Annotated in this window: 12 protein-coding genes; 4 read left to right on the plus strand and 8 right to left on the minus strand. The window is 74.9% G+C overall.

The genetic code is table 11. From position 1 onward, the window contains the following. Positions 1–9: 9 nt before the first annotated feature. From ACA361_RS37575 to ACA361_RS37595, 5 genes are all read right to left on the minus strand, one after another. Positions 10–5,094: a DNA repair ATPase gene (locus ACA361_RS37575; RefSeq protein ID WP_375019889.1), complete on the minus strand. Its 5,085-nt coding sequence runs from the start codon at positions 5,092–5,094 to the stop codon at positions 10–12. A 28-nt stretch (positions 5,095–5,122) separates the two neighbouring features. Further along, a complete protein-coding gene (locus ACA361_RS37580) occupies positions 5,123–7,168 on the minus strand; it encodes a flotillin family protein (protein WP_375019890.1) in 2,046 nt (681 codons plus the stop codon). Positions 7,169–7,239: 71 nt separating this feature from the next. Beyond that, the gene (locus ACA361_RS37585) at positions 7,240–7,860 is read right to left on the minus strand and encodes a hypothetical protein (RefSeq protein ID WP_375019891.1); all 621 of its coding nucleotides are present in this window, start codon (positions 7,858–7,860) and stop codon (positions 7,240–7,242) included. Between the two features lie 110 nt (positions 7,861–7,970). After that, the gene (locus ACA361_RS37590) at positions 7,971–8,117 is read right to left on the minus strand and encodes a hypothetical protein (protein ID WP_375019892.1); all 147 of its coding nucleotides are present in this window, start codon (positions 8,115–8,117) and stop codon (positions 7,971–7,973) included. Between the two features lie 216 nt (positions 8,118–8,333). Then, positions 8,334–8,834 (minus strand): GNAT family N-acetyltransferase, encoded by a 501-nt coding sequence (locus ACA361_RS37595; protein ID WP_375019893.1) that lies wholly within the window; start codon positions 8,832–8,834, stop codon positions 8,334–8,336. A 52-nt stretch (positions 8,835–8,886) separates the two neighbouring features. On the opposite strand from ACA361_RS37595, the gene ACA361_RS37600 reads away from it, so the two are divergent. Together ACA361_RS37600 and ACA361_RS37605 are read left to right on the plus strand one after the other, a co-directional pair. After that, positions 8,887–9,495, plus strand: coding sequence for a TetR family transcriptional regulator (locus ACA361_RS37600; protein ID WP_375019894.1), 609 nt, complete (start codon positions 8,887–8,889; stop codon positions 9,493–9,495). Between the two features lie 157 nt (positions 9,496–9,652). Further along, complete coding sequence (locus ACA361_RS37605) at positions 9,653–11,011, plus strand: serine/threonine protein kinase (RefSeq protein WP_375019895.1); 1,359 nt, start codon at positions 9,653–9,655, stop codon at positions 11,009–11,011. Here ACA361_RS37605 and ACA361_RS37610 read toward each other — a convergent pair. From ACA361_RS37610 to ACA361_RS37620, 3 genes are read right to left on the minus strand one after another with little or no spacing between them, the layout of a single operon-like run. Continuing rightward, entirely contained in the window at positions 10,995–11,345 is a 351-nt protein-coding gene (locus ACA361_RS37610; RefSeq protein WP_375019896.1) for a hypothetical protein, read from the minus strand. The genes ACA361_RS37605 and ACA361_RS37610 overlap by 17 nt on opposite strands. Positions 11,346–11,386: 41 nt before the next feature. After that, positions 11,387–11,683, minus strand: a complete 297-nt coding sequence (locus ACA361_RS37615) for a hypothetical protein (protein ID WP_375019897.1) — start codon at positions 11,681–11,683, stop codon at positions 11,387–11,389. A 22-nt stretch (positions 11,684–11,705) separates the two neighbouring features. Then, entirely contained in the window at positions 11,706–12,047 is a 342-nt protein-coding gene (locus ACA361_RS37620) for a hypothetical protein (protein WP_375019898.1), read from the minus strand. A gap of 179 nt (positions 12,048–12,226) precedes the next feature. Between ACA361_RS37620 and ACA361_RS37625 the strand changes: the two genes are divergently transcribed. Both ACA361_RS37625 and ACA361_RS37630 read left to right on the plus strand, forming a co-directional pair. Further along, on the plus strand, positions 12,227–12,568 hold the full coding sequence (locus ACA361_RS37625; protein ID WP_375019899.1) for a hypothetical protein: 342 nt from the start codon (positions 12,227–12,229) through the stop codon (positions 12,566–12,568). A 1-nt stretch (position 12,569) separates the two neighbouring features. Beyond that, the gene (locus tag ACA361_RS37630) at positions 12,570–14,990 is read left to right on the plus strand and encodes a hypothetical protein (protein WP_375019900.1); all 2,421 of its coding nucleotides are present in this window, start codon (positions 12,570–12,572) and stop codon (positions 14,988–14,990) included. The last annotated feature ends 57 nt before the right edge of the window (positions 14,991–15,047 follow it).

Below are 15,047 nucleotides of genomic sequence, written 5' to 3' on the forward strand. Positions count from 1 at the left end.
GCCCGCGCGTCACTCGCCCGGCGCATGCGGCTCGCGGGGCCGGTGGACGCCGTTGGGGCGGGTGGCCAGGTGGTGGGTGGCGCGGTTGATGGCGGTCTCGACGGCGGTGACGCGGTCGGCGAGGTGGCCGAGGGCGCCGACGGCGCGGGTGACGGGGTCGCCGGGCTCGCCGGTGTCACCGGTGCCGCCGCCGAGGGCGAGCGCGCGGGCGTGCGCGGCCTTGACCTCGGACCAGCGGGCGGCCTGCTCCGGGGTCAGCCGGCCGCGGATCTCCGCCAGCTTGAGGAGGTTGGCCTCCGCGTCCGAGGTGAGGGTCTGGGCCTCGCCCGCGTAGTGGTCGTCGATGACGTCCTCCAGTTCGGCGGCGGTGTGGACGGGCAGCAGCCGGGCGGCGATCTTGTTGAGGTTCCGGTACGACCCCTGGAGCCGGAACGGCGGCTCGGTCCGCGCCGCGTCGGATCGCGCGGCGGAGGCGATGTAGGCGCGGTTGACGGCGAGGACGGTGTCGCGGGCGCGCAGCAGGTTGCGCAGGACGGCGAGAATCTCGTCCAGCTCCACCTGCGTGTACGGGTGCGCGAGCCGGTCGGGCCGGACCGTGCCATCGCCCTCGGCCAGCCGCACGAGCAGCTCGGTGTCGGCGCGGCCGCGGGCGGACAGCGGCGCCAGGACGGGGTTGGACGTGAGGGCGTTCTCGATGTAGCTGAGCGCGAACAGGTCGTCCCGGCCGGACAGGACGTCGCCGAGGTTCCACACGTCGGCGCGGTTGGCGAGCATGTCCGGGAGCTGGAAGCGGGCGCCCGACTCGGTGTACGGGTTGCCCGCCATGCAGACCGCGAACCGCTTGCCGCGCAGGTCGTACGAGCGCGGCTCGCCGTCCCGGACGCCGTCGATCCGGCGCTGGGCGTCGCAGAGCGGGATGAACTTCTGGAGCAGTTCGGGCGAGGTGTGCTGGATGTCGTCGAGGTAGAGCAGCACGTTGCCGCCGAGCTCCAGCGCCAGGTTGATCTTCTCGACCTCCTGGCGGGCGGTGGCGTTCGGCGCCTCGGCGGGGTCGAGCGAGGTGACGCCGTGGCCGAGGGCGGGGCCGTCGACCTTGACGAGCAGCAGGCCGAGCCGGTCGGCGACGTACTCCACGAGCGTCGTCTTGCCGTAGCCCGGCGGTGAGATCAGCAGGAGCAGCCCCATCCGGTCGGTGCCGCCGGCGGCCGTGCCGAGCTGCTTGGCGAGGTTGTCGCCGATGAGCGGCAGGTAGATCTCGTCGAGCAGGCCGTTCCGGACGAACGAGCCGAGGACGGCGGGGCGGTGCTCGTCCAGGCGGAGCCGCTTCCGCTCGGTGGCGATCAGCTCGGTGCGGCGGTGCTGGTACGCGCGGTACGCCGGGACGCGTTCCGCCTCGAACCGCCGTACCCGGGCGAGGGTCTCGTCCAGCCGCACGTCCAGCTCGCGGCCGGTCAGGCGGGGGTGCGCGCCGAGCAGCCCGCCGACGGTGGCGGTGAGGGCGGCGGGCGAGTCGCGGCGGGGCGCGTCGCAGAGCAGCGCCGCGACGGCCTCCGCCTGGTCGGGGTCGCCGGGCCGGTACGCGTCGAGCCAGGCGCGGGCCAGCTGGTAGCGCTCGGGGAGCCCGGGAAGGGCGGCGAGGTCGCGTTCCAGGCCGGCCGCCGCGCTCCCGATCTCGGCGCGGAAGTCCTGGAGGAGGCCGCGCGCGAGCGCCCCGCTGACGAAGCCGCCCTCCCCCGATGCCAGCTCCTCGAACAGGTACTCCCCGGCGAGCCCGCCCGCCGCGGGCAGCCCGTTCGCGTCGCAGAACGCGCCGATCGCCGCGTCCAGCTCCGCTCCCATCTCCGCGCCCGCACCGCCGGCGCCGCCCGTCCGGAGCCCCCCGAACGCGCGGCCCTCGTCCAGGCTGCCCGGCGCGTGGCCGCCGTCCGGGCTCCGGGGCGCGGGGCTGTGGCTCGCGGGGCGTGCGGTGCCGAAGGCCGCGCGGGCTCGGGCCAGCGACGCCGCGCGGGTCGCCAGGGCCGCGCGGGCGGGGGTGTCGAGGCCGTGCGTCCAGTAGAGCTGGGCGGCTGCGCGGGCGGCGGGCGGGTAGCGCAGCAGGCCGGCGTCCGCGGACAGGTCGCGGAGCGCGCGCAGGATCAGGGCCGCGTCGTGGTCGTGGACGCCCCGCTCGTACCCCTCGTCGAAGCGCTCGCCGGCGGCGTGCCGGACGTACCCGAGCAGGTCGCCGGAAGGCGCGCCGGGCAGGAGGGACGCCGCCAGGTACTCGGCGCGGTAGACGTCGGCGGTCTCCGAGACGAGGAGCTGGTCCCAGAACGGGCGCGTCTCCAGGAACGCCGCGTCCCGCACGGGCGCGCGGTAGTCGGTGCCCGTCACGGCGAACGCGAGCGCGCCCTCGTGCGGGACGAGCGTCAGCTCCGCGGGCCGGGTGTTGACGGCGAAGCGGTGCCGGCCGAGCCGGATCAGCTCGCCGCCGCCGGCGTACAGGTCGTCGCGGTCCCGCAGCGCGCGGCCCGCCTCCTGGCGGGCGGCCTTGAGCCCGCCGTCCAGCTCCTCGGCGCGGGCCACGTCGCCCAGCTCGCGCAGCTCGGCGGCGACCGCGCGCAGCCGTTCCACCATCGCGTCGGTGCCGAAGTAGGTGTTGACGTCGTCGAGCGAGTCCAGCGCGGCGGCGCGGCGGCGGACGCCGGCGAGGATGCGGCCGGCGGACCCGGCGAGGCGCTCGGCGCGGCGGGCGCGCTCGTCCAGGAGGGCCTGGCGGCGGGCGGAGAACGCCTCGTACACGTCGGCGCGGCGGGTCTCCAGCCGGGCGAGGAAGTCGTCGAACTCGGCGAACCGCGCCTCCAGCCCCTCCAGCCTCAGCAGCAGCCGGCCGAGCTGCTCGTCGCAGCGCTCGGGCGTGCCCGCCAGCGCCAGCGCGCCCGCGACGGCCTGGTCGAGCAGCGCGGACTCGGCGGCGAACGCGGCGCGCCCCTCGGCGTCCAGCAGCTCGCGGCGCCGCCCGTCCAGGACGGCGCGGGCCCGGTTGACGCCGCCGAGCGCCTCGCCGACCCGTTCCAGGATCTCGGTGCGGACCGTCGCGTCCGCGATGTCGAGCCCGCCGACGACCTCGGTGACGATCTCCAGCCCCTCGGTCTGGGCGGTGAGCCGGCCGGCGACGGGCCCGGCCTCGGCGGCCGTGCCGATCGCGGCGGCCTCGGCGTCGAGCCGCTCGATCTCGGCGTGGTAGCCGTCGAACGCGCCGGCGCCGCGCAGGAAGGCGACCGTGCGGTGGCCCGCCGCGTCCTGCTCCGCCGCGAGGGCGGCGGCCAGCGCGTCGATCCGGGCGCCGTCGGCGAAGCGCGTCCCGCGCAGGCTCTCCAGGTGCCCGCGGGCGCGGCGGAGCTCGGCGAGCCGGGCCATCCACGCGTCGGCGGTCGCGGGCTCCTCGCTCTCGCCGAGGCGGATCAGCGACGTGACCGCGGTGTCCGCCTCGTCCACCGCCGCGGCGGCCCGGCGGGTGAGCTCCTGGACGTTCTCGTACTCGGCGAGGACCTGCTCGGCGGCCGTCCGGACGTCGGCCAGCGGCGCCAGCAGGTCGCCCAGCTCGTCCTCGCCGAGCCAGTGGTGGAAGTCGGCGGCGCGGACGCAGGCGGCGATGAGCGCCTCGAAGACCGCGGCGGACGCCGACATCTCCTCGACCATCCGGGTGATCGACAGGCAGTCGGAGATGCCGCGCACGAGGTCGGCGTTGCCGACGCGGTCGAGGGGGCCGGTGCCGGCGGGGCGGGCGGCGGCATAGGCGTCCGACATGTACGGACTCGCCCACACCTGCACGGGATGCACCCGGGCGGCCTCCCCGCCCGTCTCCCGCAGCACCACCAGCGTGCCGTCCTCGAACAGCGCGTGCCCCTGGCACACGACCGGCGCCGCGACCTCCTTCCGGATCACGTTGTAGTGCAGCAGCAGCGTCCGGCCGTCGCCCGGCGCGCGGAAGACGTACAGGACGTCCTCGCCGTTCGGCGACCGCACGACGCGCTCGTACTCCAGGCCGGTCACGTCGGTGTCGAACGTCTTCACGGCGCCCGTGTCGAGGTAGTAGCCGCCGGGGAAGACGATCCCGGCGTCGCCGGGCAGCCGCCGGCACGCCCGCTCGATGCCGTCCAGCCGGGTCACGGTCCCGGTGCGGGTGTTGAACACCAGGTGCCGCCACGCCGTCTCGTTGTACGGGCGGACGCGCAGCAGGACCAGCGCGCCGACGCGGGCGTGGTGCACGCCGGCATCGGCGAGGCTCTGCAGCGGCTCGTCCACCGGCTCCGAGTGGACCTCGGCGTCACCGGCCGTGATCGACAGCGTGCCGCCGAGGGTGTCGACGAACACCTCGCCGCCGATGGAGATCTTCGGATGCCGGCCGGGGACGTGGTCGGCGCGGGTCGTCTCCGTCCACGCGAAGTCGTGCGACGGCGGCCGGACGTGGTCGCGCTCGCCCCGGTTGTCGAGGTAGCGGACGGCGCCGGGGTCGGCGCCGGTCCCGATCTCCCAGCGGAGGACGCGCACGTCGTCCAGGCGCGGGCCCGTCTGGAAGACCGCGAGCAGTCTCCCGTCCCCGACGCGGAGGCGGAGGAGGCGGGCCTGCCGGTAGTAGCGGTACATCTCGGCGAAGTCGCGACCGAACCGCTCGTCCTGGAGCAGGGCGGGCAGCGCCGCGTCGCCGGCCGGGACGATCGAGACGTCGTCGCCGTCGCGGGCCACCCGGTGGAGGGCGAGGACGTCCCCGGCCGCCGCCGGCCCGCCGCCGCCCGTACCGGCCGCGCCGTTGTGGCCGAACAGCAGCAGGCCGCCGACCGCCACGACGTCGCGCGGGACGCGGTCGTCGCCGGTGCGGATCCGCTCGGTGCCGAGCAGGCGCGGCTCCGTCCCGCCGAACACCTCCAGCCGGCGGGCGTTCAGGTCCGCCGCGCGCCGCGCCAGCTCGGCGGCGTGCCCGGCCAGGCGGGCGCGCAGCACCTCGTACGTGCCGTGGTCGAGCCCGCCCCCGGCCGCCGCGGCCGGTGGCGCGGTCGGCGGCTCGGCCGTCGACGGCACGGCGGTCGCGGTCTCGGGGGCGGGCTCGCTCATCGGTGGTCCTCCTCCGGATCCGGCTCGGTCAGTTGGACGTGAGGTTCACGGGCGCGTGGTCGCCCGCGTGGTTGGGCGCGTCCAGCTCGGCGACCGGCATGTCGGCCACGCCGAGCCGCTGCGCCGTCTCCAGCAGCTCGCGCATCCGGCCGCTGTCCGGGCCGCCCTGCTTGATGAGCCGCAGCAGCAGCGCGGACAGCGTCAGGTCGCGGACGCCCGAGGTGTCCAGCGAGCCGAGCAGCCCCGCGAGGTCGTCGGTGAAGCTGCGCGTGCCGTCCAGCCACGGCCCGGCCAGCTCGCGCGCGGTGGCGGAGTTGCCCACGAACCCGTCGACGCTCTTGCCGAGCGAGATCGCGCCCATGAGCCGGTCGAAGAACACGCTCTCGCCGCCGACGATGCTGATGTCGGCCTGCTCCAGCCCGGCCGCGAGCACCGCCGCCTGCGCCTCGGCGACCTGCCGCTGCACGTCGATGCCGGCCATCCGGACGTCCTTCTCGGCCTCCAGCCGCAGCCGGTACTCCTCGTGCTGGCGGGTGGCGTCGTCCAGCGCCGCCATCGCCGCCGCCTTCTCGGTGAGGCCCTCGGCCTCGGCCTTCAGCTTCTCCCGTACGGCGACCGCCTCGGCCATCGCCAGCTCCCGCGCGGCCGCGGCCTCGGCGTGCCCGGTCCGCTCGATCGCCTCGGCGTTCCGCTCGCGCACCTGCACGTCGGCGAGCCCGGCCGCGGCCGTCTCCGCCTGGATCCCCTCGGCGAGCCGCACCTTGGCGCGGGCGTCCAGCTCGGCCGTCCGCTCGCGGGCCTCGGCCAGCACGAGCGCCTCGCGCGCCTTGTGCGCGGCGGCGGCCTCGGCCGCCTCGGCGGCCTTGATGTCCTTGACCAGGTTCTCCTGCGCCTCCGCCTCGGCCTGGATGATCACGGCCTGGCGGGTCCGCTCGGCCTCCTCGACCACGCGCAGCCGCTTGATGTGCTCCTCCTGCTCGGCGACCGTGCGCTCGACCGCGATCCGCTCCCGGACCACGTTGGCGATCTCCCGCCGCTCCGCCTCGATCTCCTTGTCCGCCTCGATGCGGGTCAGCTCGGTGGCGCGCTCGCGGGCGATGACCTCCAGCAGGCGGTCCTTCTCGATCCGCTCGCTCTCGATCGCGATGACCCGCTCCTTGTTCTTCGCCGCGACCGCGACCTCCCGGTTGCGGTTCTCGGTCTGGACGCCCAGCGCCTCGTCGGTGCGCAGGTGCGCGGTCTGCGCGCGCAGCCGCTCCTCCGCCTGGACGCGCTCGATCTCCGCCTGCTCGCGGGCCCGCACGGTCTCGACCTCGCGCTGCTGCTTCAGCTCCGCGTCGGCCTGCCGCCGCTCCAGCTCCAGGATCGCCTCGCGCGCCTCGACGTCCTGCCGGGCGATCTCCTTCTCCTCGTTGCGGGCCAGCTCGTTGGTCCGGACGTGCTCCAGCGCGGTCAGCTCGGTGATCTTCCGGATGCCCTGGGCGTCCAGGATGTTGGACTTGTCGAGCGAGAGCAGCGACGTCTGCTCCAGGTAGTCGATCGCCGCGTCCTCCAGGCTGTAGCCGTTCAGATCGGTGCCGATGACCTGGATGATCGCGTCCCGGAACTCGTTGCGCCGGGTGTAGAGGTCGGCGAAGTCCAGCTGCTTGCCGACGGTCTTGAGGGCCTCGGAGAACTTGGCCGAGAACAGCTCCTGCAGCGTCTCCTGGCTGCTCGCGCGGGCCGTGCCGATCGCGGCGGCCACCTTCTTCACGTCCTCGGCGGTCTTGTTGACCCGGACGAAGAACGTGATGCGGATGTCGGCGCGGATGTTGTCCTTGCAGATCAGCCCGTCCCGGCCGGTCCGCTCGATCTCGATGGTCTTGACCGAGATGTCCATCTGCTCGGCCTTGTGCAGCACCGGCAGCACGATCGCGCCGGTGAACGTCACGTCCACCTTCCGGAGCTTGGAGATGATCAGGGCGCGGCCCTGCTCGACCTTGCGGAACAGCCTGGTCACCATCAGCACGAGTGCGAGGACGACCAGCAGCGCCAGGGCGAGCACCACGCCCGCGCCGATCGTTATGGCATCCATCTGGGATCCCTGTCTGTGAGAAGGGAGGAAAGGGAATGCGGGGCCTGCGGGTCCGAGTGGGAGGCCGGCGGTCAGTCCAGGCCGGGCGCCGCGTCGTACGGCATGACCCAGAAGAACTCGCCGGCGGGGTCGTAGTCGAAGATCAGCGCGGCGCTGCCGCGGGTGAGGGCGCCGGGTTCCGCCCGTCCCGCCACCGCCAGGTCCGAGTCCGGCACCCTGACCTGCACCACCGCGGACGTCCCGTCGTCCGCGGTGACCTCGGCCTGCCCGAAGTCCGCGCCGACCCGGCCGGTGCGGATCACGCACGTCCGGCCCACCAGGTCGCGGCGCGAGCCGCCCGCGGCCGCCGCCCATCCGGCCGGGACGAACCGGCGGACCGCGCGTACCAGCGCGGCCGTGGCCAGCCAGGACGCCGCGAGCGCGGCGGGCAGCGTCACCGCGCCGGGCACGCCCAGCGCGGAGCCGGCCAGGCTCGCGAACCACGCGACCGCGACCAGCGCGGACATCGCCACGGTCACGGGCGCGCCGCCCAGCCTGGCCGCGGCGAGGGCGTCCCCGACGCCGGCCCCTGTATCGGCGTCGAGGACGTCCAGGCCGACCGCCGCCAGCAACCAGTAACCGGCGACGACGATCAGCGGAAAGGTGAAAAGCGCGGTCGGAAAACCCAGTGCGACATCAATGAATTCGCCCATGCGAATGGCACGCTTCCGTGAGGATGACAGGTGTCATCGGACCGCCGCCCGGCGGGCGGCGATCAGCGATCGGTGATCGGAAAGAAGCGGGGAAGGCGCCGGAAAGGGCGTCAGCTCGGGCGCCGCGGCGCCGCGCCGTGCCCGGCGGTCCCCTGATCAGGGAAGGCGGCCGCGCGCACGAAGGCGCGCAGGGCGGCGGGCATGTGCAGGAGATCGCCCACGGACACGGGGCAGTTCAAGGTGCCGAATCGGCTCACGGTGCGCACCTCCTGATCGGCAGACCAATGCTGTCTCGCCGACCAGGCTTCCCGGCACACCAGTAGTTAGCGTAGCGTACTTCCGGCCCTTTGGAAAGGGCCGCATGACCATTCCGCTATAGCGCGATGCCGTTTCAGGCGCCCATCTGCGCTTTCATTCGGCCGATTCGGCCCCGGCCCGAGCGCCCGGCCGCGGTTCGGCGGGCCCGGCGGGTCTCAGAGGTCGCGGGTCCAGTTCTGGCCGACGAGGTCGTGCCCGAAGCTGCGGTGGTTCTCCTCGTCGACCAGCTCGAAGCCCGCGGCCTCGTAGATGCGCCGGGCCGAGACCAGGACGTCGTTCGTCCACAGGGTGATCCGCCGGTACCCGGCCTCCTTCGCGAACCGCAGGCACTCGTCCACCAGCCGGGAGCCGAGGCCGAGCCCGCGCGCCGACGGGTGCACCAGCAGGATCCGCAGCCGCGCCGTCTCCGCCGGGTCGGCGACGCAGAAGACGCAGCCGACGCGCCGCCCGCCGAGCTCGGCGATCCAGGCGGCCTCCCGCCGCGGGTCCCGTTTCGTCCCGTAGTCGGCGACGATCTGGGCCACCAGCGCCTCGAACGACTGGTCCCAGCCGAACTGCTCGGCGTACACCTCGCCGTGGGCCTGCACGACCCAGCCGAGGTCGCCGGGCTCGCCCAGCCGCCGTACGGTCACGTTCGCCTCGCCCGGGTCGCTCATCGGCCATCCTCCCGCACTGACACGACTGTTTCAGTACGGCTAGGGTAGCACCGTGGCCAGCGACACGTCCGCCCCTTCCGCTCCGTCCGCCCGGCAGACGGAGCTGCTCGAACTCGCCTACCGGTACGTCCTCGAACATGGCCTCGCCGACCTGTCGCTGCGCCCCCTCGCCGCCGCGATCGGCTCCAGCCCGCGCGTGCTCCTGTACCTGTTCGGCAGCAAGGACGGCCTCGTGCGCGCCCTGCTGGCCCGCGCCCGCGCCGACGAGCTCGCCCTCCTGGAACGCCTGCGCGAGCAGGGCGCGCTCGACCTCGCGACCGCCGCCGAGCAGGTCTGGAACTGGCTGTCCGCCCCCGCCCACCGCCCGCTGCTGGCCCTGTGGGCCGAGGGGTACGGCCGCTCGCTGGTCGTCCGGGACGGCCCCTGGCACGGCTTCGCCACCGCCACCGTCGACGACTGGCTCGCCCTCCTCGCCGAGGCGCAGCCCCCCGCCGAACGCACCGCCCCCGCCGGCGAGGCCCGCCGCACCCTCGTCCTCGCGGTCCTGCGCGGAGCCCTCCTCGACCTCCTGGCCACCGGCGACCGCACCCGCACCACGGCCGCCGTACGGGCCCACCTCACCGCCCTAACGGCGGATGGAGCGCCGGCGTCGGACCGGTGACGGCCCGCCGAACGATCCGCTTTCACGGCCCCCCGAGGGGTGCGGGACCGCACCGGGCGACCAGACTGGACGGCGGCCCGCCGGACGGGTGGTGGGCGGTCGAGGATGTCGGGGAGGGGCCATCTCCACGCCCAGCGCCGGGAACGCGGCGAGCCTGGTGCCCGGTTACCGCGATCTGTCGATCCTGCATCGCGGGGCGAGCGCGGTCGTCTACCGGGCCGTCCACGAGGAGTCCGGGGCCGTGGTCGCGCTGCGGGTGCGGCGCGGCGGGGGCGACCCGGCGCCGGACGAGTCGGCGGCGCTGGTCCGCGCCTCCCGCGACGAGCACCTGGTCACCGTGCGGGAGACCGGCCGGACGGCGAGCGGGCGGGCGTACGCGGCGCTGGAGTTCTGCGGCGGCGGCACGTACGTGCCCGCCGGGCCGCTCCCGGCACGGGAGGCGGTCGGGGCCGCCGCCGCGGCCGGGAAGGGGCTGCTGGCGCTGCACGCGGAGGGGCTCGTCCACGGCGACGTGCATCCCGGCCGCCTCTTCCGGGGCGGCGGGGGCGCGCTGCTGTCCGGCGCGGCGGCGCTGCGCGGGCTGGACACCGGCGATCTGGAACGGATCGACGCGGGGCACGCGGCGCCCGAGATCCTGCGGCGGGGCGCGCCCACGGCGGCGGCCGACGTGTACGGGCTGGCCGCCACGCTCTGGACGCTGCTCGCCGGGCACCCGCCGTACGCCGGCGACGATCCGTGGGCGGTGCGGCAACGGGCGCTGACCGGTCCCGTACCGCCGCTGCCGCGCGGCGGCCTGCCCGAGCGCCTGCGGGACGCGATGGCGGCGGCGATGAGCGCGGAACCGGCGGAACGTCCCTCGGCCGCGGCCTTCACCGCGGCGCTGGACGAGGTCCTGCGGGAGATGCCGGAGACCGCGGTCGCGGCACCGCGGCCGGAACGGGCGGTCTGGGAGGAGCTTCCGGGATGGTCGTGGGAAGCCGACGCCCCGCGGCCGGAGCCCGCCCCGGCACGGGCGGGCACGGCACGGGAGGGCGCGGGGGGCCGCGCCGGGAAGCTGCGGCCCGCGCGGCGGCTCGGCGGCGTGGTCGCGGCGGCGGTCGCGCTCGCCGTCGTGGGCGCCGGGATCGGCGTCGCGGCGCTGCTCTCCGGGCCCGGGACCGCCCCGGAGGCGCCGCGGGCGGAGCCGGGAACGCCGGTGGTCACCTCCACCCCGACGGCCGTGCGGAACGTCGAGGAGTACGTGCCCGGCCGGGTCCGGATCGTCGACGCCCGCGTCACGATCGAGGTGTCGTGGCAGGACCGCAGCGCGGGCAGGGCCGCGTACTACGTCGTCGGCGGGCCGGACGGGCAGCCGGCCTCCACGCTGGCGACCGCGCCGGCCGGCTCCGAGAAGGTCGTGGTCACCGCGCTGAACCCGAGCGTCGACTACTGCCTCACGGTCGTCGCGGTCGCGGACGTCGACCGGGTCGCGCACGCCGAGCCCGTCTGCACCCGCCGGGTCAAGCGCTCCGACTGAGCCGGCCGGCGGCCCCGGCGGCGGCCCCGGCGGCGGCCCCGGCGGCGGCCCCGGCGGCCGGCACGGCGGTGCCGCCGGTCCGCATCAGCTCCTGCTCGCGGTTCAGCTCGCGCTGCCGCTGGAACGCCCCCGCCACCGTGAGCGCCCCGATGAGGATCGCGACGACCACCAGCCCGGCCAGCACCGCGGGCCACACCCGCTGACGGCGCCGCCAGCTGCGGCCCGACCCGTACAGCAGCGCGCCGTTCAGCTGCCGGCGGCGCAGCGCGTCGGCCTGGAGGACGTACCGCTCGGCCGACGGCGTCGCGTGGAACGCGGCCGGAACGGGCTCCACGCCGGCGCCGCGCCCGGCGCCGGGGTGGGATTCGGGGCCGGTCAGAACATGCCCTCCAGCCGGCGGCCCAGGGCACCGAACTGGTTCCCGGCGCCCTCGGTGCTGGTGATGAGCTTCTGGAACTCGCCGTTCACCTGCTCGAACCGCTGCTCGTACTCGTCGAAGAGGCGGCGGGCGCCGTCCCGGCCCGCGCCCTCCCACTCGTTCAGCGTGCGGCGCGCCTGCCCGTCGATCTGGGCGAGCAGCGCGCGCAGCCGGGACAGGTGGTGCGCCTGGTCGCCGGCGAGCCCGGCCAGCTTGCCGGAGTGGCCGTACACCTCGAAGCCTGGGCCTGCCATGGGGTCCTCCCGGATGAAGAAGTCAGAGCGTGATCTGGCGGGGGATCGAGTTCAGGCCCGCCTGGGCCACGTCGAAGTCGTCCACGGTGCGCTGCACCGTGGAACCGACGGCGGTGTGCGCGTCGGTGAGCTTGATGCCGTTGTCGTCGCACCAGCGGATCAGGCCCTCGCAGTGGTCCATGAGCGCGCGCAGCGCCCCGTTCAGCGAGGAGAGCCCGGCGCCCTGGATGGCGTCCCCGGCGCGTTCCATGTCGGCGCGCAGCGACTGCGCCTGGGCCAGCAGGTTCTGGGACTCGCCGCCCAGCCGCTCGCCTCCCCGGCCCAGCGCGTCGCCCTGCGTCAGCCCGACGAATTCGTTGCTCATCCTGCCTCCCCGATCGTCTCCGGACCGCCGCCGCCAAGATCACGGCGGATCGCGTCCAGCCAAAACGATCAAGGTGATCGAGGGGCCGCCGGAAGGTGAACTCTCCGTGCGGAAATGTTCATCCGGCCCTTGCTGCACGCACCCGCGAAGATCATTAACCTCGCCGGGGAGGGGGTCTGATGTCAGAGGTCGGAGTCAATCCGAACGGTGCGGTGAGCGCGGGCGGCGAGGCGGGGACGATCGCCATGTCGTTCCGCGGGATCACCACGATGTTCCAGTCGGCGGTGGACGTCGCGTACCTGCGGGCCGCGGAGTCGCCGATCCAGAGCGGGTACGCCGAGTACGGCACCGACAACGTGTCGAAGATGGCGCGGGTGCAGGCGCACGGCGAGGCGCTGAGCGGCAACGTCGAGGCCGGCGGCGCCGACGCGGCGCGCACCGACCGGGCCGTCGACGACGACTTCGCCGGGGTCGCCGACCTGCTGCGCCGCGACCTCGACCATCAGGTCCCCCGGGGCTGACATGGCGGTCTTCGATCCCCGCGACACCGACGCCGACCCCGAGATGATCGACATGTCGGTGGACGCGTTCTACGGCGTGGCCGGGCAGCTGACGGGGCGTACCGGCGAGCTGGAGGGCGCCTTCAACGGCGCGGCGATGAACTTCTCCGACCTGGTCGCGGAGCACATCTCGCGGCAGCGCCGCTACAACGCCGAGGACTGGCGCGGCTCGGTCGAGGCCGCGGTGTACGGCGCGGGCGTGACCAAGGGCTGGGCGGGCGACGTCCGCGACTTCAAGCGCCGGCGGCAGGCGCTCATCGGCCGGTGGGAGGACGCCAGGGCGGCCGACTTCGGCGTCCAGCGGATCGAGCCGCGCCCCGAGTTCGCGCCGCTCGACCCGGCGGAGCGGATGGAGCGGGAGACCGAGTTCGCCGAGGACTTCGCGCGCCGCCGCGCCGCCGCCGAGGCGTCCCTGCTGCGGGAGCTGAACGGCGAGGCGAACGCGCTCTGGGAGGAGCTCCAGAGCAAGGCCGGGCTGCGCGGCCGCCAGCTCACCCAGGGCCCGACCCCGCAGAACCTGCGCCATCTGGTCGAGCACGGGATGCTGGGCTGGGCGCCGTACAACATCCGGGGCGCCGAGGCGCCGCTGCCGCTGGACCCGGAGGCGGGCGCGCTCGACGCGGAGGCGCTGCGCTCCTACCTGGACGGCGACCTGCCGCCCGACGCCGGCTACGCCGCGATCATCGCGGCGCTGACCGCCGCGATGAGGCAGGGCGCGGCCAGGGAGCGCGACGGCGAGAGGCTCGACCCGGCGGTCCTCGGCTACCTCGAAGGCTTCTACGGCGAGCTGGGCGACGACGTCCTGCTGATGGTGCCGGGGTTCGTGACCGCAGGCACCGGCCTCGGCGGCCGGCCGCGGCTGCGGGACGACACGCTCCGGGCGGTCGGCAGCGGCCTGCTGATGCTGTCGAACGAGCGGCTCGGCGGCGGCTACGACCGGCTGCCCGCAACCGTGCGGAACCTGTTCAAGGGGAACGTGGTCGCCGACGGCGGCGCCATGACGCCGCACGAGGGCTGGGGGCAGGACTACACGGCGCTCGCCGCGCTGCTCGGCGAGGCCGACCCGGGCCTCACCGGCGGCGAGCGGTTCTCCACCGAGCTGATCGCCGTCACGCCGCACTACCTCGACGTGGTCACGTCCCACGCGAACCGCTTCGAGAGCGACACGCGGCTCACCGACGCGGCGGCCGCCGCGATCCTCGGCGTCGCCACCCGGAACGAGGAGGCGAACCACGCGATCCTCACCGGCGACTACGATCCCGGCACGATCGGCGAGGCCACCCCGGAGCTGCTCCGGTCCCTCTACACCCACGACTGGAGCGACGATGGGCGCGCGGCGGCCGGGCTGACCGAGTGGATCCACCGCGACGGCGTGGACGAGGACCTCGCCGGCGAGGCCGCCGCCGCCCTCATCGACACCGTCACCGACACCGGCGGGATCTACGCCTCGCTCACCGACACCGGCGTCGGCGGCAAGGACTCGATGGGGATGGTCAACCCCGAGCTGTCGCGCGGCTTCGCGAAGATCGGGATCACCTACCTCGACGACTTCGCCCGCCTCCAGGACGATCCGGACAGGACCGCGTACGGCTCGGGGAACCTGGAGGTCGCCTACGGCGACCGCGCCCGCTTCTTCGAGCTGATCGCGGGCGACGAGGGCGCCGCGCGGCACCTGATCGCGGGGGTCGAGGCGTACGAGCACCACGGCCTGAACGGCTACGTCACCGATCCCGGCCAGGACGGCGCGTCCCGGTTCGGCGGCGCGAACGCCAGGCTGCGCGCCTACCTGGACGCGGGGCTGCTCAACGAGGCGATGGACCGTACCGGCAACCGGCACGACGCGGCCATGGACGCCCAGTTGCGGGAGGTGAACGGCAAGACGTTCGCCTCCGGCTTCATCAAGGAGACGGTCGGCAACGTGCCCGTCTTCGGCTCCATCGCCAAGGCCCTCATCGGCGTCGGCAAGGAGGCGTACCGCTACGACTTCCGGGGCGCGATCGCCACGCCCGGCATGGAGATCCAGCTGCCGAACGGGCAGCAGCAGTACTCGCGCGCCGGGCTGACCCGGGAGACGATGCTGACCGTCATCGACGCCGCCGTCCGCGACGGCCGGATCGAGCTGGACGACGTACCGGAGGTCCTGCGCGGCGAGGGCGGCGCGGACCGTCCGATCAGGCGGCTGGACGAGGTGCCGGGCAGCGAGCTGGACCGCGCCGAGGACGCGGCGCGCGCGCTGCTGGACGAGTCGGTGCCCGGCTTCCGGGACCTGCTGGAGGTCCAGGAACGCGAGTACGCCGACGTCTTCCACGCCAACGCCGCCACCAACCCCGACCACTACAAGCAGTACGTCCGCCAAGGCCGGACGATGAACTACTGGAAGTAGCCCGCCCACGACGTCGACTCGTGGCGTGTCTCCCCTGCGGAGCCCTCGCAACAGGAC

Source organism: Actinomadura sp. 21ATH, from assembly GCF_041951345.1.
Lineage (GTDB): Bacteria > Actinomycetota > Actinomycetes > Streptosporangiales > Streptosporangiaceae > Spirillospora.